Source organism: Micromonospora sp. CP22, assembly GCF_009712475.1.
GTDB lineage: Bacteria > Actinomycetota > Actinomycetes > Mycobacteriales > Micromonosporaceae > Micromonospora.
Genome location: NZ_VCJO01000003.1, coordinates 252,976 through 271,179, shown reverse-complemented (window position 1 = coordinate 271,179; position 18,204 = coordinate 252,976). Strand labels below are relative to the sequence as shown.

General features: G+C 72.2%; 14 protein-coding genes. 11 read left to right on the top strand and 3 right to left on the bottom strand.

Annotated elements, in window-relative coordinates:
- Window positions 1–21: 21 nt before the first annotated feature.
- A complete protein-coding gene (locus tag FF096_RS07155; protein ID WP_155216074.1) occupies window positions 22–4,554 on the bottom strand; it encodes an ATP-dependent helicase in 4,533 nt (1,510 codons plus the stop codon).
- Between the two features lie 214 nt (window positions 4,555–4,768).
- Between FF096_RS07155 and FF096_RS07150 the strand changes: the two genes are divergently transcribed.
- From FF096_RS07150 to FF096_RS07105, 10 genes are all read left to right on the top strand, one after another.
- Window positions 4,769–5,158 carry a hypothetical protein gene (locus FF096_RS07150; protein ID WP_155215622.1) on the top strand — a complete coding sequence of 130 codons (390 nt, stop codon included), beginning with the start codon at window positions 4,769–4,771 and terminating at the stop codon, window positions 5,156–5,158.
- 148 nt (window positions 5,159–5,306) lie between these two features.
- A complete protein-coding gene (locus FF096_RS07145) occupies window positions 5,307–8,144 on the top strand; it encodes a Na+/H+ antiporter subunit A (RefSeq protein ID WP_309222838.1) in 2,838 nt (945 codons plus the stop codon).
- Window positions 8,126–8,602: a Na(+)/H(+) antiporter subunit C gene (locus FF096_RS07140; protein ID WP_155215620.1), complete on the top strand. Its 477-nt coding sequence runs from the start codon at window positions 8,126–8,128 to the stop codon at window positions 8,600–8,602. Before FF096_RS07145 ends, FF096_RS07140 begins: the two co-directional genes overlap by 19 nt.
- Window positions 8,603–8,633: 31 nt before the next feature.
- A complete protein-coding gene (locus tag FF096_RS07135; RefSeq protein WP_155215618.1) occupies window positions 8,634–10,139 on the top strand; it encodes a Na+/H+ antiporter subunit D in 1,506 nt (501 codons plus the stop codon).
- Window positions 10,136–10,723, top strand: coding sequence for a Na+/H+ antiporter subunit E (locus FF096_RS07130; RefSeq protein ID WP_155215616.1), 588 nt, complete (start codon window positions 10,136–10,138; stop codon window positions 10,721–10,723). The genes FF096_RS07135 and FF096_RS07130 overlap by 4 nt, the downstream gene beginning before the upstream one ends.
- A complete protein-coding gene (locus FF096_RS07125) occupies window positions 10,720–10,983 on the top strand; it encodes a monovalent cation/H+ antiporter complex subunit F (RefSeq protein ID WP_309222836.1) in 264 nt (87 codons plus the stop codon). The genes FF096_RS07130 and FF096_RS07125 overlap by 4 nt, the downstream gene beginning before the upstream one ends.
- The gene (mnhG, locus tag FF096_RS07120; RefSeq protein WP_309222835.1) at window positions 10,980–11,315 is read left to right on the top strand and encodes a monovalent cation/H(+) antiporter subunit G; all 336 of its coding nucleotides are present in this window, start codon (window positions 10,980–10,982) and stop codon (window positions 11,313–11,315) included. The genes FF096_RS07125 and mnhG overlap by 4 nt, the downstream gene beginning before the upstream one ends.
- 161 nt (window positions 11,316–11,476) lie before the next feature.
- On the top strand, window positions 11,477–12,829 hold the full coding sequence (locus FF096_RS07115; RefSeq protein ID WP_309222834.1) for a hemolysin family protein: 1,353 nt from the start codon (window positions 11,477–11,479) through the stop codon (window positions 12,827–12,829).
- Entirely contained in the window at window positions 12,826–13,893 is a 1,068-nt protein-coding gene (locus FF096_RS07110) for a hemolysin family protein (RefSeq protein ID WP_155215612.1), read from the top strand. Before FF096_RS07115 ends, FF096_RS07110 begins: the two co-directional genes overlap by 4 nt.
- 10 nt (window positions 13,894–13,903) lie before the next feature.
- Window positions 13,904–14,851, top strand: a complete 948-nt coding sequence (locus tag FF096_RS07105) for a sporulation protein (protein WP_309222833.1) — start codon at window positions 13,904–13,906, stop codon at window positions 14,849–14,851.
- 65 nt (window positions 14,852–14,916) lie between these two features.
- On the opposite strand, the gene leuE is transcribed toward FF096_RS07105, so the two are convergent.
- Together leuE and FF096_RS07095 are read right to left on the bottom strand one after the other, a co-directional pair.
- Window positions 14,917–15,579: a leucine efflux protein LeuE gene (leuE, locus tag FF096_RS07100; RefSeq protein ID WP_155215610.1), complete on the bottom strand. Its 663-nt coding sequence runs from the start codon at window positions 15,577–15,579 to the stop codon at window positions 14,917–14,919.
- Complete coding sequence (locus FF096_RS07095; protein ID WP_155215608.1) at window positions 15,576–16,820, bottom strand: bifunctional pyridoxamine 5'-phosphate oxidase family protein/GNAT family N-acetyltransferase; 1,245 nt, start codon at window positions 16,818–16,820, stop codon at window positions 15,576–15,578. Before FF096_RS07095 ends, leuE begins: the two co-directional genes overlap by 4 nt.
- 36 nt (window positions 16,821–16,856) lie before the next feature.
- Between FF096_RS07095 and FF096_RS07090 the strand changes: the two genes are divergently transcribed.
- A complete protein-coding gene (locus tag FF096_RS07090; protein ID WP_309222832.1) occupies window positions 16,857–18,197 on the top strand; it encodes an aminotransferase class I/II-fold pyridoxal phosphate-dependent enzyme in 1,341 nt (446 codons plus the stop codon).
- The last annotated feature ends 7 nt before the right edge of the window (window positions 18,198–18,204 follow it).

Here is an 18,204-nt window from a genome sequence, read left to right as displayed (position 1 = left end):
CCGCCCTCGTGTGGCGAGGCGTCAGGCGCGAAGCCGGAGACCGCGCGGGGTGGTGCGGAAACCGGCGGCGGTCAGCGCGTCCCGCAGGGGCGACGAGCGTACGGACTCGCCGTCGGCGCGTTCCACCGAGATCGGGCCCAGCGCACCGGAGTGGACGGCGTCCGCCAGCGCCTTGCCGGCCGCGCCCAGGGCATCGGCGTCGTCGGTGAAGGAGAGCAGCGTCCGCCCACCCCGCTCCACGTAGAGCGCCAGCTCACCTTCGACCAGCACGACCAGCGCCCCGGCCTTGCGCCCCGCCCGGTGCCCGCTGCCCGGAGTCGGTGCCGCGTCGCCGGAGTCGACGACGCGCTCCGGCCAGGGCAACGCCGCGCCGTACGGGTTGGCCGGATCGGTGGCGGCAAGCACCATCGAGGCCGTACCGGCTCGCCGACCACCGTCGAGCGGCTCGGCACCGGCGCGGATCCGGTCCACCGCGCCGGGCACCGCGAACTGCGCCGCGCCCAGCCCGTCGACGAAGTATCCCCGCCGGGCCGCGCCGCGTTCCTCCAGTGCGGACAGCACCGGGTAGACGGCGGCGAAGCCCCCCGCCACCTGCTCGGCCACGACCGCGCCCCGGGTCAGCACGCCGTGCCGCTCCAGCAGCACGTCGGCGAGCGCGGCGGCGCGCCGGGTCGGGTCGGTGTCCCGTGTCGGCAGCCGCGACCAGCGGCCGGCCACCGTCGGTGGCCCGCCGCGACTCGGCAGCGCCACCCGTCCCGGGCGTCGGTAGCGGCTCCGGGCGGCGGTCGGGCGGGTACGATGCGCGCCGCCGGCACCGAGCAGTGCCCGCAACGGAGCCAGGGTGTCGTTGGTGAGGTGCCCGGCCCAGACCAGATCCCAGACGACGGCGATCAACTCGGCGTCGTCGGTGGCGCCGACCCGGTCGGCCAGGGGCCGGAAGAACATCGCCTGCCCGTCGTCGAGCGCGTCCAACACCGCGTCGTGCAAGGGCGTACGCGCGAGAGCCTCGTCCGGCGGGGGAAGCAGCAGTGCGGCGGAGTCGGCGTACGCCAGGCTGATCCACCCGTCCCCGCCGGAGATCGAGCCCGCACCGGCCCACAGCACCTCACCGCCGGCGCACAGCTCGTCGAGCTGTGCGGGGGAGTAGTCGGCGACCCGGGCGGGCAGCACCAGCCGTTCCAGCGCCGACGCCGGCACCGACGCGCCCTGCAACTGCTCGATCGTCGCCGCCACCGCCTCGACCCCACGAGCCGACGAGCCCACCTGCTGCCAGCGGGGCAGGAAGGTGGCCAGGGCGCGCGGCGACACCGGCTCGATCTCCCGCCGCAGCGCGGCGAGGGAACGGCGGCGCAACAGACGCAGCACCTCGGCGTCGCACCACTGGGTACCGGCGGTGGCCGGGGTGAACTCGCCGGAGACCACCCGGCCGGTGGCGGCCAGTCGGCGTAGCGTCTGCTCGACCACGAAGACCCCGAGCCCGAACCGGGCCGCGCAACCGGCGGCGGTGAACGGGGCGTGGGTGCGGGCGTACCGGGCCACCAGGTCGCCGAGTGGGTCGGCGACCGGTTCGAGGTACGCCTCGGCGACGCCGACCGGTAGGGCCACGCCGAGGGCGTCCCGGAGCCGACCGGCATCCTCGACGCCGACCCAGCGTTCCTGCCCGGCGATGCGTACCGACAGCACCCGCCGGGCGGCGGCCAGGTCGGTCAGCCATGCCTCGGGTGCCCCACGTTCGGCCAGTTCCGCCGTGCTCAGGTCACCGAGCTGCCGCAGCAGCTCGATCACGTCCTCGGCGTCGCGGGCACGCCGTTGCGGCGTGCGCCAGCGCAGTTGCCGCTCGGTCTCGGCGAGCACCGCCGGGTCGAGCAACTCACGCAGGTCGACCCGGCCGAGCAGCTCGCCGAGCAGGCCCGAATCCAGCGTGAGGGCCGCAGCCCGGCGTTCCGCCAACGGGGCGTCGCCCTCGTAGAGGAAGGCGCCGACGTAGCCGAAGAGCAACGAGCGGGCGAACGGGGACGGTCGGGTGCTCTCCACCTCGACCAGTCGCACCCGCCGACTGGCCAGGTCACGCATCACCTCGGTCAGGGCGGGCAGATCGAAGACGTCCTGTAGGCACTCCCGGGCCGCCTCCAGGGTGACCGGGAAGTCGGCGTACTCGCGGGCGACGTCGAGGAGTTGGGCGGCGCGTTGGCGTTGTTGCCAGAGCGGCTGGCGGCGGCGCGGATCCCGGCGGGGCAGCAGCAACGACCGGGCGGCGCACTCCCGGAAACGTGCGGCGAACAGCGCCGAGGTGCCGACCGACTCCTCGACCAGCTGGCCGATCTCCTCCGGGTCGAAGGTCACCACGTCGGCCCCGGGTGGGGTGTCGGCGGTGTCCGGCAGCCGGACCACGATCCCGTCGTCGGCGGGCATCACCTGCGCGTCGACCCCGTAGCGTTCGGTGAGTCGACGGCCGATGGCCAGCGCCCAGGGCGCGTTGACCCGGGCACCGAGGACGCTGTGCACGGCCAGTCGCCAGTCACCCAGCTCGTCGCGGAAGCGTTCGACGACCACCGTCCGGTCGTCCGGCAGGGCCCGGGTCGCCGCCCGTTGCTCGTGCAGGTAGGTCAGCAGGTTGCCGGCGGCCCAGTCGTCCAGCCCGGTGGCTCGCAGTGCCGCCGTGGCCCGCTCGGTGTCCTGGCGGAGCAGGGCCCGCAACCGGGCCCCGATCGCCCGGCCCAGTTCCACCGGCCGCCCCGGCTGGTCGCCCTTCCAGAACGGCATCTTCGCCGCCTGACCGGGAGCCGGGGAGACCAGCACCCGGTCAGGCGTGATCTCCTCGATCCGCCAGGACGAGGAACCGAGCAGGAAGACGTCACCGACGCGGGACTCGTAGACCATCTCCTCGTCCAGCTCGCCGACCCGGGCGGCCCGTTCCGCGCCGGCCAGGAAGACACCGAACAGGCCCCGGTCGGGGATGGTGCCGCCACTGGTCACCGCGAGTCGTTGCGCGCCGGGACGGCCGGTCAGCACGTCGGTGGCGCGATCCCACACGAGCCGGGGGCGAAGCTCGGCGAAGGCGGTCGACGGGTAACGGCCGGAGAGCATGTCCAGTACGGCGTGCAGCGCGGAGTCGGGCAGCTCGGCGAAGGGGGCGGCCCGGCGGACGACGGTCGCCAGGTCGCCGACCCGCCACTCGTCCAGCGCGACCATCGCGACGATCTGCTGGGCGAGTACGTCCAGCGGGTTGCGGGGATGGTGCAACTCCTCGATGGCGGCCTCGCTCATCCGTTCGGCGACCACCGCGCAGGAGAGCAGGTCGCCCCGGTGCTTGGGCAGCACCACTCCCCGTGACACCGCGCCGACCTGGTGCCCGGCCCGACCGACCCGCTGGAGACCGGCGGCCACGCTGGGCGGCGCCTCGATCTGCACGACCAGGTCGACCGCGCCCATGTCGATGCCGAGTTCGAGACTGGAGGTGGCCACCACGGCTGGCAGCCGACCGGCCTTGAGCGCCTCCTCGATGTGTCGGCGTTCCTCCCGCGAGACGCTGCCGTGGTGTGCCCGGGCGATCACCGGTGGCGCGCCGGACACCGAACCGGCCTGCGCCATCACCTCCGCTGGCAGCCGGGCGGCCGGACCGGTCGCTGTCGTCGGAGCGGTCTCGTCGGCGGCGAGTTCGTTGAGCCGGGCGCAGAGGCGCTCGGCGCTGCGGCGGGAGTTGGTGAAGACGATCGTGGAGCGATGTGCCCTGATCAGGGCGAGGACCCGTTCCTCCACGGCAGGCCAGATGGAAGCCGTGCGGCCACCGGAGAGGTCGTCCTCCGGTGCCGTCTGCTCGTCGAGGCGGGTCATGTCCTCCACCGGCACCTGCACGCTGACCTCGATGGTCTTGGCGGTCGCCGGGGCCACCACCTCGACCGGACGGATGCCGCCGAGGAAGCGGGCGCACTCGTCCAGCGGGCGGACGGTGGCGGAGAGCCCGATGCGCTGTGCCGGGGCGGGCAGCAACTCGTCGAGTCGTTCCAGCGAGAGCGCCAGGTGGGCGCCGCGTTTGGTGCCGGCGACGGCGTGCACCTCGTCGACGATCACCGTCTCCACGCCGCGCAGGGAATCCCGTGCGGCCGAGGTGAGTAGCAGGAACAGCGATTCCGGTGTGGTGATCAGGATGTCCGGCGGCGTTCGGGCGAAGGCCCGCCGTTCGTCGGCGGGGGTGTCGCCGGTACGCATCCCGACGGTGATCTCCGGTGGGGGGAGGTCGAGTCGGGTGGCGGCCTGCCGGATGCCGGTGAGGGGGGCGCGGAGGTTGCGTTCGACGTCGACCGCGAGTGCCTTGAGCGGGCTGACGTAGAGCACCCGGCAGCGTCGGCGCGGGTCGGTCGGTACGGGATCGCGGGCCAGCCGGTCGAGCGACCACAGGAACGCGGCGAGGGTCTTACCGGAGCCGGTGGGCGCGACGACCAGGGCATGCCGACCTGCGGCGATCGCGTCCCAGGCACCGGCCTGTGCCGCCGTCGGCGCGGCGAACGCCGCACCGAACCACTCCCGGGTCGCCGGGCCGAACCGGGCGAGCATCTGCTCGCCGGAGGTCGTGCTGGATTTCGCCACGACCCCATCCTGCCTCTGGACACCGACATCCGTAGGCCGCGAGTAGGGGGATGTATGTCCGGTTAAGGTGTTTAGTGCGGCTTGCTCCTAGAATCCGTTAAGTCTTACTTAACTGCTTGCTTGTGGGGTGCAACATAAAGTAACTTCACCCGCGGTTGTGGCGAGCGTTGGAGGGAGTCGGATGGCCGTCGAGGAGCGGAGTCCGGTGTCCGGCACTGACGTCCTCATCCGCAAGGTCGACAGCCACCTCACCGCCCTGCGGGCCGGGTTGCACGGCCCCGACCTCGAACTGGCCGAGCGGCTCGCCAGTTGCCTACGTGAACTCGTCGTCACCACCGCGCAGGCCAGCGCGGCCGATCGAGCCCAGGTGCGGGCCGCCGTCCACTACTTCGTGCTGCGTCGGGAGAGCCGTGGCCGACTGTTGTCCGTGCGCTCCCTCGCCGCGGCCCAGCGGCTGGTCAACCGGACCGCCGCCCAGCTGGGTCGGCCGGACCTGGTCGTCGAGGGGCGGCCGGTACGGTCGGGACGCGGCGGTGGGAACACCGCTACCGATCTCGCTGCGCACAGCTGATTCGGCTGTTACCCGCCTTTCGCTGCATTGACGGCAAAAGTGTACTGATCTCGCAAAACGCACCCATAGCGCGTTGCCCTGTCGTCTGATCGCTCTAGGCGCCTCAACCCCCGTGGGGCGTCTCGGGCCACCTCGACCGGGAGCGCGCGTGCTGGTACTGCTGATCCTGCACCTCGTCGCGGCCGTCGTGGCGCCGCTGCTGGTCCGGCGGTGGGGTCCGCGCGCCTGCTACCTGCTGGCGCTGGTGCCGGCGACCGCGTTCGGCTGGGCCCTGGCCCGCACACCCGACGTGGCCCACGGCGGCGCGGTGGTCGAGACGTACTCGTGGATCCCGGACCTGGGGTTGGACCTGGCCCTGCGGATGACCACCCTGTCCTGGCTGATGACCCTGCTGGTCGGCGGCGTGGGGGCGCTGGTGATCTGCTACAGCGGCCGGTACTTCCCACCCGAGGCGCTCGGCAACTCCCGGTTCGCGGGCGTGATGGTCGGCTTCGCCGGGGCGATGCTCGGGCTGGTCCTCGCCGACGACCTGCTGCTGCTCTACGTCTGCTGGGAACTTACCACGGTCTTCTCGTACCTGCTGATCGGCCACAGCACCGAGCGGCGGTCGAGCCGCTGGGCGGCGGCCCAGGCGCTGATCGTGACCACCTTCGGCGGCCTGGCCATGCTGATCGGGTTCATCATGCTCGGCCACCACGCCGGCACCTACCGCTGGTCGGAGGTGACACAGCAGCCGTTGCCCGGCGGGGCGTACCTGGTCGTCGCGGTGCTGTTGATCCTGCTCGGCGCGCTGTCCAAGTCGGCGGTGCTGCCGTTCGCCTCGTGGCTGCCGGTGGCGATGGCCGCACCGACACCGGTCAGCGCGTACCTGCACGCGGCGGCGATGGTGAAGGCCGGCATCTACCTGCTCGGTCTGCTCGCCCCGGCGCTCGCCGTGGTCGGCCCGTGGCGGCCGGTGGTGTTGGTCGCCGGCCTGGCCACCATGCTGGTCGGTGGGTGGGCGGCGCTGCGGCAGAACGACCTGAAGCTGCTGCTGGCCTACGGCACGGTCAGTCAACTCGGCCTGCTGACGGTGGTCGTCGGGATGGGCACCGCGGACGCCGCGCTCGCCGGTGTGGCGATGCTGCTGGCCCACGCGCTGTTCAAGGCGGCGCTGTTCCTCGTGGTGGGCGTGATCGACCACGGCGCCGGAACGCGGGACCTGCGCCAGCTGTCCGGGCTGCGGCGTACCGCACCGGTGCTGACCGGGGTGGCCGTGCTCGCCGCCGCCTCGATGGCCGGACTGCCACCCCTGTTCGGCTTCGTCGCCAAGGAGGCCGTGTTCGCCGCCTTCACCGACCAGCCTCTGGTGCTGGCGGTGCTCGTCGCCGGCACCGTGCTCACCGTCGCGTACAGCATCAGGTTCGTCTGGGGCGCGTTCGCGACGCGTCCCGGCATCGCCGACACCGACCTGGGCCGGATCGCGCCGTCGATGCTGCTCCCGCCGGCCCTGCTGGCGCTCGTCGGGCTCGCCGCGGGCCCGGCCGCGGGGGCGTTGGATCACCTGCTGCGCCCGTACCCGGAACTCTTCGGCACCGTCGGGGAACACCTGGCCCTGTGGCACGGCCCCACCCCGGCGCTCGGTCTGTCCGCGTTGGCCCTGGCGGGCGGTGCGGCGCTGTTCGCGGTGCGCGGTCCGCTGGCCCCGGTGCTGGCCAGTCTGCGGTCGCCGGTCACCGGACAACAGGGATACGAGTGGGTCAGCCACCGCTTCGACCGGCTGGCCGTGGACGTCACCAGCCTCACCCAGCGGGGATCGCTGCCGCAGTACCTCGGCCTCATCCTGATCGTCCTGGCCGCCGTGCCGGGCGGGTCGCTGTTCCTCGTCCGGCCCTGGGAACAGTCGCTGAACCTGTGGGCCACCCCCGCGCAGCCGGTGGTGCTGCTGGTGGTCTGCGTCGCCGCGCTGCTCGCCGTCAACGCCACCCGGCGACTGACCGCGATGCTGCTGGTCGGCGTCACCGGTTACGGCACCGCCATGATGTTCGTCCTCTACGGCGCGCCCGACCTGGCGCTGACCCAGGTCCTCGTGGAGACCATGACCATCGCGATCTTCGTGTTGGTGCTGCGTCGGCTACCCGAGCGCTTCTCGCAGCGACCGCTGCGGCGTAGTCGCTGGCTCCGGCGGTTCATCGGGGCGATCGTCGGGACGACCGTGGCCGCGTTGGCCGTCGGAGCCGCGGCGGCCCGGCAGGCGCGGTCCATCTCCGACGAGTTCCCCCGGCTCGCGGTGGAAGGGGGGCACGGCCGCAACGTGGTCAACGTGACCCTGGTGGACATCCGCGCCTGGGACACCCTGGGGGAGACGGCGGTGCTGGTGGCCGCCGCGACCGGAGTGGCGAGCCTGATCTTCCATCAGTCCCGTACCGGGCCCCGTCCCCGTCGACGCGAGATCGCTGAGGACGAGCCAGCGGCCGGCCGGGCGGTCTGGCTGCGCGGCGGGGTCACGTTGCACGAGCGGCAACGGTCGATCGTGCTGGAGGTGGTCACCCGGCTGATCTCCCACACCGCGGTCCTGTTCTCCCTCTACCTGCTCTTCTCCGGGCACAACGCGCCCGGCGGCGGCTTCGCCGGTGGCCTGGTGGCCAGCCTGGCGCTGACCATGCGGTACCTCGCCGGTGGCCGCTACGAACTGATCGAGGCCGCGCCGGTCGGTGCCGGCACGGTGCTCGGTGCCGGTCTGTTGCTCGTGGTCGGCAGCGGGGTGGTCTCCCTGATCATCGGCGGCACCCTGCTGGCGAGCACCACCATCGACCTGTGGTTGCCGTTGATCGGCCACTTCTATCTGGTCACCTCGCTCTTCTTCGACATCGGCGTGTACCTCGTGGTGATCGGTCTGGCGCTGGACGTGCTACGCAGCCTCGGCGCCGAGGTGGACCGGCACATCGAGAACGGCAGTGGGGCCGAGGGCGGGCTGGCCGGTGGGCGATGGGGGGCGCAGCGGTGAACTCGGGAGCGAACCTCTTCTCCTTCATCACGATCGGTGTGATCGTCGGCTGCGGCGTGACCCTGCTGCTGGAACGCAGCCTGAGCCGGGTCCTGCTCGGCGTGATCCTGATCGGCAACGGCGTCAACCTGCTGATCATCTTCGGCGGCCGGGCCGGCGAGCCGCCGGTGGTCGGGATCGCTGACGAGGCCGCCATGAGTGACGCGTTGCCCCAGGCCATGATCCTCACCGCCATCGTGATCACCTTCGGCTTCACCGCCTTCCTGCTGGCCATCAGCTACCGCAGCTGGTACCTCAGCGGCGACGACGAGGTCCCCGACGACATCGAGGACCAGGAGATCGTCCGAAGGGCTGCCCGTCGCGAGGTGTCCGCCGCGGACCTGGCCACCGAACCGGCTGCCGTCGACCCGGAGCAGGTCGACGCGCCAGCCCCGCCCCGTCAGGAGGGCCGGGAATGAGTCCGCGCAGCGCACCGGCCCGGTGGTGGCGATGAGCACGCTCGTGCCGTTGCCGGTGGTGCTACCGCTGTTGGGCGCCGCGGTGACCCTGCTGCTGGGCAGCCGGTCGTCGATCCAGCGGACGGTCAGCGTGGGCTGCCTGGGCGCGAACCTGGCGGTGGCGGTGGTGCTGCTGGTCCAGGCGCACCGGGAGGGACCGCTGGTGATGCAGATCGGTGGCTGGCCGGCACCGGTGGGCATCGTGCTGGTCGCCGACCAACTCGCCGCGCTGATGTTGGTGGTCTCCTCGGCGGTGACCCTCTGCGTGCTGCTCTACTCGATCGGGCAGGGCCAGGCGGAGACCGGGGAGTCCTCCCCGGTGGCGATCTTCCACCCCACCTACCTGGTGCTGACCGCCGGTGTCTGCAACGCGTTCCTCGCCGGTGACCTGTTCAACCTCTTCGTCGGCTTCGAGATGCTGCTCGCCGCGAGCTTCGTACTGATCACACTCAACGGCACCCCGCTGCGCATCCGCACCGGTTCCACCTACGTCGTGGTGAACGTGCTGGCGTCGACGGTCTTCCTGATCTCGGTGGGCCTGGTCTACGCGGCCACCGGCACGCTCAACCTGGCCCAACTCGCGGCACGGCTGGACGCGTTGCCGGACGGCGTACGCCTGAGTCTCCAGCTGATGCTGCTGGTGGCCTTCGGCATCAAGGCGGCGGTCTTCCCGCTGTCGGCCTGGCTGCCGGACAGCTATCCGACGGCCCCCGCCCCGGTCACCGCGGTCTTCGCCGGCCTGCTCACCAAGGTCGGCGTGTACGCGATCATCCGAACCCAGACCCTCCTCTTCCCGGGGCAGCAGGCCGGTGAACTGCTGTTGATGGTGGCGGCCGGCCTGACCATGCTGGTCGGCATCCTCGGCGCGGTGGCCCAGTCGGACATCAAGCGGTTGCTGTCCTTCACGCTGGTCAGCCACATCGGCTACATGATCTTCGGAGTGGCCCTGAGCACGGTCGCCGGTCTGGTCGGCGCGATCTTCTACGTGGTCCACCACATCACCATCCAGACCACCCTGTTCCTGATCGCCGGACTGGTCGAGCAGCGGGCCGGCAGCACCGACCTGCGTCGCCTCGGCGGGCTCGCCCGGATGGCACCCATGGTGGGCGTGCTCTTCTTCGTCTCGGCGATGAACCTGGCGGGCATCCCGCCCTTCTCCGGCTTCCTGGGCAAGCTCGGACTGTTGCAGGCCGGGGTGGCCGTGGGCGGTCCCCTGGCCTGGACACTGGTGGTCGTCGGCACCGCGACCAGTCTGCTCACCCTCTACGTCGCGAGCCGGATGTGGAACATCGCCTTCTGGCGTTCCCCCTGTGAGTCGCACCCGGCGACGGCGCCGCTGCCGGCGCTGATGGTCGGTGCCACGGTCGCCCTGGTGGCGGTCGGGGTGGGGCTGACCGTGGTGGCGGGTCCGCTGTTCGACTACACCGGGCAGGCGGCGACGGACCTGATCGAGCGCACCCCGTACGTACGTGCCGTCCTGCCTGGCGGGGCGTCATGACCGCACCGGGCGTCGAGCCGCCGGGCCGACAGAGCCGCCTTGGCCGATGGCGGGACCAGATGATCGCCTACGGCTGGTTGGTGGTGGCCTGGAACCTGTTCTGGGGGGAGTTCACCTGGGGCAACCTGCTGGGTGGGCTGCTGATCGCCACCGTGGTGCTGGTGTTCTTCCCGCTGCCGCCGGTGACGTTCAACGGGCGGCTGCGGCCGTGGGGCGTGCTGGTGTTCGCCGGCCGATTCGTCGTCGAGCTGATCCGGGCCAGCGCCCACATCGCCCGGATCGCGGTGCAGCCCGGCTACACCCCCCGCTCGGCCATCATCGCGGTGCGGCTGCGCGTACCCACCGATCTCAACCTGGCCCTGACCGCCGAGGCGCTCTCCCTGGTGCCCGGCACGTTGATCGTGGAGGTGGACCGCGACGCCGGAATCCTCTACGTGCACGTGCTCGACGTACACGGCCCCCAGGCCCTCGCCGCCAGCCGTGACCACATCCGCACCCTGGAGCGGCGAATCGTCGCGGCGGTCGGCTCGAACGACGAGCTGGACCGGGTGCACACCGGAACAGCGGACAAGGAGTCACCGTGACCGTCTTCCTCGCCATCACCCTGACCAGCCTGCTGTCGCTGACCGCTCTGCTGGCCCTGGTCCGCCTCTACCGGGGCCCGTCGCTGCTGGACCGGGTCGTCGCCGCCGACATGCTGCTGGCCACCATGGTCAGTGCCGTCGGCGCGGAGGCAGCGGTCAACCGGCATGTCACCACCCTGCCGGTGTTGGTGGTGCTGTCCCTGCTCGGCTTCGTCGGGTCCGTGTCGCTGGCCCGTTTCGCCGTCCGGGACCAGCTGTGACACCGGGTACCGTCGCCGACTGGCTGGGCGCGGTCAGCCTGCTCACCGGCGCGTTGCTGAGCCTGGCCGCCGCCGTCGGGGTGCTGCGCTTTCCCGACACGTTGAGCCGGATGCACGCGGCCACCAAACCGCAGGTCCTCGGGGCGCTGCTGCTGTTGCTGGGCGTGGCCCTCCGGCTGCGCAGCCCCGTCGACCTCGGGATGGTGGCCCTCGTCGGCGTCTTCCAGCTGGCCACCGCGCCGGTCGCCGCTCAGATGATCGGTCGGGCTGCGTACCGCGCCGGGCAGGTCGACCGCAGGCTGCTCGACGCCGACGAACTCGCGGACCGCTGAGCGGCGGGACACCAAGAGTACGAGCTCACGCCCCGGTGGCGACCTGGACGCCGGTAGAATGGCCGCATGATCGACTCCTCTGCCCAGGAGGGCAGCAGTAGCCAGCCGGGTAAGCCCCGGCATCCCCACAGATCGACGACCCCGGGAGCCCTGAACCTCCCGTGTTGATCATCGTCGGTCTTCTTCTGATCATCGTCTTGACCGTGGCGACGGGGTACTTCGTCGCGCAGGAGTTCGGCTACGTCGCGGTCGACCGCGGCAAGCTGAAGCAGCGCGCCGACGAGGGTGACCAGGCGTCCGCCCGGGCGCTGGAGGTCACCGGACGGCTGTCGTTCATGCTCTCCGGCGCGCAGCTCGGCATCACCGTGACCGCCCTGCTGGTCGGTTACGCGGCCGAGCCGTACCTCGGCGCCGGCCTGGCCGAGCTGCTCGGCGTGGTAGGTGTCTCCACCGGTGTCAGCCTGCCGCTGTCGGTGGCGTTGGCGCTGGTCATCGCCACGGTGGTGCAGATGGTCGTGGGAGAGTTGGCCCCGAAGAACCTGGCCATCGCCCGTGCCGAACCGGTGGCTCGGGCGTTGGCCCGGTCCACCCTGGTCTACCTGGCCATCGCCGGTCCGCTGATCAAACTCTTCGACAAGGCGGCGGTGCGACTGCTGCGACGGGTCGGCATCGAGCCGATCGAGGAGCTGCCCAGCGGCGCCACCCCGGAGGATCTGGAACAGATCATCGCCGAGTCCCGGTTGGAGGGGCACCTCGACGCGGACATGTCGACACTGCTGGACCGGGGGCTCGACTTCCGGCAACTGACCGCAGGCGAGGTCATGGTGCCCCGGGTCGACGTGCACACCGTGCGGGCGCACGAGCCGGTCAGCCGGGTGGTCGAACTGCTCGACACCGGGCGCTCCCGCTTCCCGGTCCGGGGCACCGAGGGCGTCGACGACCTGGTCGGCGTGATCGGCATCGCCGACGTGCTCCAGGTGCCACCGGCCGAGCGGGCCACCACCCCGGTCAGCGCGGTGGCCGTACCCCCGCTGCTGGTGCCCGAGACGCTGCCGCTGCCCACGGTGCTGGACCGGCTCCGCTCGGGGCACCGGCAGCTCGCCTGCGTGGTCGACGAGTACGGCGGTTTCGCCGGGGTCATCACGCTGGAGGACATCGCCGAGGAGTTGGTCGGCCCGATCCGTGACGAGGACGACCCGCCGGAGCGGGCCCCAGCGCGGCAGGAGGACGGCTCGTGGGTGGTGCCGGCCCGCTGGCGCATCGACGAGGTGGCCGACAGCACCGGTATCGCCCTGCCCGAGAGGCCCGAGTACGACACCATCTCCGGTCTGGTCATGCGGGAGTTGGGCCGGGTGCCCGAGGTCGGTGACCGGCTGGAGATCAGCCTGCTGGCCGACGGGGACAACGGCGCGGTCCCGCCGCGTGCGCTGGTCGAGGTGCTCGCGGTGGACCGGCACGTGGCCGACTCGGTCCGCCTCCAGCTCGCCGAGGGGTCCGCGGAGGTGACGGCATGAGCACCGGGTTCGCGTTGCTCACGTCGGGAGTCCTGCTGGCACTCAACGGCTTCTTCGTCGCCGCCGAGTTCGCCCTGGTGGCGAGCAAGCGATACCGCCTGGAACAGGCGGCGGCCAGCGGCGGCCGGGCCGCCCGCGCGGCCCTCGACGGCGTACGCGAGCTGTCGCTGATGCTGGCCGGTGCGCAGCTCGGCATCACCCTGTGCACGCTGGGTCTCGGCGCCCTGGCCGAGCCGGCGATCGAACGGCTGGTCGGTCCGCTGCTGCACGCGGTCGGCCTGCCGTACGGCGCCAGCCACGTGATCGCGTTGATCTTCGCCCTGAGCCTGGTCACCTTCCTGCACCTGGTGGTCGGCGAGATGGCACCGAAGTCCTGGGCGATCACCCACCCGGAGCGGTCCGCGCTGCTGCTGGCGCTGCCGTTCCGGGCCTTCGCCCGGGTCGCCCGTCCGGTGCTGTCCCTGCTGAACGCGGTGGCCAACGCGCTGCTGCGGCTGGTGAAGGTCAACCCGCAGGACCAGCTGGCCCAGGTGCACGGCCCGGACGAGTTGCGGATGCTGCTGGAGCAGTCCCGGGAACACGGGCTGCTCGGGGCCGCCCAGCACGAACTGCTCACCAGCATGCTGGAGTTGCAGGGCACGACAGTCGCCCAGGTGATGGAACCGTTCGATCGGATCGTGACCGTCCGTCGAGACGATCCGGCGGGCCGCATCGAGCAGGTCAGCCGGGACAGTGGCCGGTCACGACTGGCGGTGCTGGACGCCGCCGGTGACGTCTGCGGCCTGGTGCACGTACGGGAGGCGGTGCGGGCGATGGCCGGGCGGCCTGATGCCACCGCGGCCGACCTGATGAACGACGCCATCACCATCCCCGACACCGCCACGGTGACCGAGGCGGTGGCCGTGATGCGGGCCCGCCAGTCGCAGCTCGCCCTGGTCCGCAACGGTGGCGGCCCGACCCGGCCGGTCGGCTTCGTCGCCCTTGAGGACCTGCTGGAGGAGGTCATCGGGGAGTTCGACGACGAGACCGACTCGATTCCGCGCGCGGTGCGCCGGCTCAGATAGGGGCACGCGGGTGCGGCTGACGGGGGTGTCACCGGGATCGGGCGGAACGGGCCTGACGGTGCAGACCGCGCTGGCCAACCCGAGCACCCGCCCGGGGCTGCGCCTGCCGGGCCGGGTGAACCTGATCGCGGGCTCCGTCGACGTGCCGGTCCTGCACGTCCGGCTCGGCCTGGTCAGCACGGTCGAGCCGGACGACCCGGAGGCGCCCCGTCGGCTGATGCAGTTCCACCAGGCGCAGGTGGCCGGCGCGTCGGTGCTGCGGGCGGGACGGGCCCGCTCGATCCCGTTCGAGTTCCCGGTGCCGTGGGAGACGCCGGTGACCACCATGGGCGGGGTGCCGCTGCTCAGTCTGCGGATGGGGCTGCGTACCGAGGTGGCGATCGACGCCACCCTGGACCAGGGTGCCCTGGTGCCGATCTTCGTACACCCGCTGCCGACCCAGCAGCATGTGCTGGCCGCCCTGGACACGCTCGGCTTCAGCGTTCGCCAGTCCGGGCTGGTCGCCGGTCGACTGCCCGGCGTGGAGCAGGCGCTACCCCTGCACCAGCGGTGGGGCTTCTGGGTCGGGCCGCTCTACGCCGGGCCGATCACCGAACTGGAGGTGATCTTCGTGGCCAACTCCGCCGGTCTGGAGGTGATCCTCTGGTGTGACCGGCGGCTGGCGCTGGCCGGGATCACCCACACCAGCATCAGCCGGTTCCGGATCTGGCACGTCGGTGCCGACCAGCGGGACTGGGTGAGCACCGTGGACGGGTGGCTGCGGGAGGCCATCGACCGGCACGCCGCCGCGGCGGCGCACGCCGACTGGTCCGCCCCCATCTCCGAGTCGGCCCATGTGAGCCGCCCACCCGACCGCCCGGTCCCGCCGGGCTCCGACCTCGACACGTCCGGCGGGACCGGCAGCAGCGGTGGTGGCGCGGCCGGAGGCAGCGGTGGCGGCGGCTCCGACGGCACCTGACCCGCCCGGTGCGATGTTAGGAAGGGACCCTTGTACTACCGGAGGCGTTAACAGGGTGCCCTTCCTTACCCCTGGGCGAGCTTGAGACCGAAACCGAGGAAGAGGGCACCCACGGCACTCGTCGCACCGGCCGCCAGCCGACGCCGCCGGCTGAACTGAGCGGCCAGGAACGTGCCCGCGAAGATTAACGCGGTCAGGTAGAGCGCGCTGGACAGCTGGGCGATCAGGCCGAGCAGCAGGAACGACAGCGCGGGCCAGGGGTAGGTCGGGTCGACGAACTGGATGAAGAACGAGACGAAGAAGAGGATCGCCTTCGGGTTGAGCAGGCTGATCACCAGCGCCTTACGGAACGGGCTGCGTGTCGCCGCCGGCTCCGCGGCGTCGATCAGGCGCGGGCTGCTCGGGTCGTTGCGGTCGCGCCAGCGCCGCCAGGCTCCGCGCAGCATGGTCAACCCGACATAGCCCAGGTACGCGGCACCCGCGTACTTGATCACGAGGAAGACCGGTGGGTACGCCTTGAGCAGCGAGGCCACTCCGGCGGCGGAGAGGAACATGAGGATCGCGTCACCGACCCAGACGCCGCTGGCCGCCTGGTAGCCGACGCCGACCCCACGGCGTGCGGCGGTGGAGAGGACGAACAGCGAGTTGGGGCCGGGCAGCAGCACGATGGCCACGGTGCCCAGCACGTACGTCCAGATGTCGGTGATCCCCAGCACGCCCGACATCATCGGGTCGAGGAGGGTTGCGCGCGAAGCATTTCCCGCAGGCTGACCTGTGCTTTCGGCCACTCGTCGACGGTCATCGAATACTGCACGGTGTCCCGCCACGAGCCGTCCGGACGTTGCCGGTCCATCCGCAGCACGCCCTCCCGGTGTGCACCGAGCCGCTCCAGGGAACGCTGGGAACGCTCGTTGCGGATGTCGGTGTGCCAGACCATCCGCACCGCCTCCAGCTCGTCGAAGGCCCGACCGAGCAGCAACAGCTTCGCCTCGGTGTTGATCCCGGTACGCCACCACGGTCGGCCGAGTATGGTGTGCCCGATCGCCAGCGACCGCCGTTGCGGGGCGATCGCGTAGTAGGAGGTGGTGCCGACCACCGCGCCGGTGCCGGCGCACCGCAGCACCCAGGCCACCCGTTCCCCCCGGTGCTGCTGGTTCAGCGCGGCGAGGATCACCTCACGCAGCTGCTCCGGACCGGTCGGCAGGGACCGGCTCAGGTACTGCCAGACCTCGGCCTCGGCGGTGGCGGCGTACAGCTCGTCGGTGTGGGACAGGTCGAGCGGTTCCAGCAGCACGTGTTCGCCGCGCAGCGCCACCGGCTCGTGCCAGGGCGAGCGGGCCGGGCGCAGGTACGCGGGCAGCGGCGCGGTGACGCCGACGTCGGGCTCCGGCAGGCCGGCGGTCAGTCGCAGGGGCACCACCCCGGCCCAGTGCGGCAGGTCGAGGTCGGCGGGCTCGTCGCGTACCCCGCCGGTGCGGCTGCGCAGGGACACCTCCACCAGCGGCAGCGCCAGTACGGCGGTCTCGGCCAGCTCCCGGCGGCTCGGGGGACGGCTGTCCGCCGCCCGGCCGACACCGACCTTCTCCACCAGGGCGGTCAGCACGTCGGTCTTCTCGCCCGGGTCGGTGACCAGGTGCGCGGTGCCGTGCGCGATTACCGACCGGTAGTTGGCGCTGTGGTGGAACTGGGAGCGGCCGTAGACCAGCCCGTCGAGCAGGGTGACCGTGACGCAGACCGGCAGGCCGTCGGCGCGGGCGTCGAGCAGTGGTCGGCTGCCGGTGGAGCCGTGCAGGTAGAGCGTGTCGCCGATGCGTACGTGCAGCGTGGGCAGTACGCGGGGCTCACCGTCCACGGTGAACCCCAGCGTGCAGTGGTACGCCTCGTCGAGCACGGCGTGGGTGGCGGCCCGGTCGTAGCTCATCCGGTCCCGGGACCGACTGGCGGTGGTGCGGGTGGTCTGCGGGTACATGCGTGTCCACCTTTGTTCTAGTACAATCTCTTGTTTGTGTCAGCACGCTATCAGGTGGACGGCGCGACGGCCGTCGAGATTTCGGCCAGCATCGAAGCCGGCATCCGCGAAGCCGCCCTCGCCCCCGGCGACCCACTACCGTCGGTGCGCGCACTCGCCGCCGAGCTGGCCGTCAGCCCGGCCACCGTCGCCAGCGCCTACGCCGAGCTGCGTCGGCGCGGGCTCGTCGTCACCGCCGGTCGGCACGGCACCCGGGTACGCTCCCGCCCACCGGTCGCCGCCCGCCGGGCCGCGCTGCGCCCACCATCGGCACCCGGGCTGCGCGACCTGTCCCGGGGTGGACCGGACCGGCGACTGCTGCCGCCGCTGCGTCGACACCTGGCCGCTCTCGCCGACGCCTTCGGCGACCCGGTGGGCTATCCCGACCTCGGCGTACTCCCCGACATGGTCGAGGCGGCCAGCGCGCGACTCGCCGCCGACGGGGTGCCGGTCGCCGGGCTGACCCTCACCGGCGGCGCGCTCGACGGCATCGAGCGCCTGCTCGGGGCGCATCTGCGGCACGGCGACGCCGTCGCCGTGGAGGACCCGGGCTGGGCCGAGCTGCTCGACCTGCTCGCCGCTCTCGGGCTGCGGCCGATCGGGGTGCCGATCGACGACGAGGGGCCGATCGTCGCGGGAGTCGCCGCCGCACTGGCCGCCGGAGCGCGGGCGCTCATCGTCACCAGCCGGGCCCAGAACCCCACCGGCGCGGCGGTCTCCGCCGACCGGGCCGAGGCCCTGCGCGCCCTGCTCGCCGAACGAGCGGACCTGTTGCTGATCGAGGACGATCACGCCGCCGAGCTGGCCCGCATACCGTTGCACCCGCTCGCCGGAGCGGCCACCCACTGGGCCTTCCTCCGCTCGGTGAGCAAGCCCTTCGGTCCCGACCTGCGCCTGGCCGCACTGGCCGGAGACGAGACCACGCTCGCCCGGGTGGCCGGCCGGGCCCGGGTCGGTGCCGGTTGGGTCTCCACCGTGCTGCAACGGCTCGTACTGTCCCTCTGGCGCGACCCGGAGACGACCGCCCTGGTCACCCGGGCCGCGGAAAGCTACGAACGGCGACGCGGCGGCCTGGTCGCCGCCCTGGCCGACCGGGGGGTGCCCGCACACGGACGCACCGGCATCAACGTCTGGGTGCCGGTCGAGGACGAGACCAGCACGCTGACCGCCCTACGCGACGCCGGTTGGGCCGTCGCGCCCGGCATGCTCTACCGGATCGCCGGTCCGCCGGGGCTGCGCATCACCGTCAGCGACCTGCGCGAGGAGGAGATCCCGGCACTTGCCGAGGCGGTCGCGCGGGCGGCCCGCCCCACCCCAGCGCCCGGCTTCACCGCCTGACCGACAC

Excerpts from the sequence above, each read along its gene's own strand:
- FF096_RS07095 (WP_155215608.1), bottom strand. The coding sequence starts at position 16,820 with ATGTACCCGCAGACCACCCGCACCACCGCCAGTCGGTCCCGGGACCGG.
- FF096_RS07140 (WP_155215620.1), top strand. The coding sequence starts at position 8,126 with ATGGGGGGCGCAGCGGTGAACTCGGGAGCGAACCTCTTCTCCTTCATC.
- FF096_RS07130 (WP_155215616.1), top strand. The coding sequence starts at position 10,136 with ATGACCGCACCGGGCGTCGAGCCGCCGGGCCGACAGAGCCGCCTTGGC.
- FF096_RS07110 (WP_155215612.1), top strand. The coding sequence starts at position 12,826 with ATGAGCACCGGGTTCGCGTTGCTCACGTCGGGAGTCCTGCTGGCACTC.
- FF096_RS07135 (WP_155215618.1), top strand. The coding sequence starts at position 8,634 with ATGAGCACGCTCGTGCCGTTGCCGGTGGTGCTACCGCTGTTGGGCGCC.
- leuE (WP_155215610.1), bottom strand. The coding sequence starts at position 15,579 with ATGATGTCGGGCGTGCTGGGGATCACCGACATCTGGACGTACGTGCTG.
- FF096_RS07155 (WP_155216074.1), bottom strand. The coding sequence starts at position 4,554 with ATGCTCGCCCGGTTCGGCCCGGCGACCCGGGAGTGGTTCGGTGCGGCG.
- FF096_RS07150 (WP_155215622.1), top strand. The coding sequence starts at position 4,769 with ATGGCCGTCGAGGAGCGGAGTCCGGTGTCCGGCACTGACGTCCTCATC.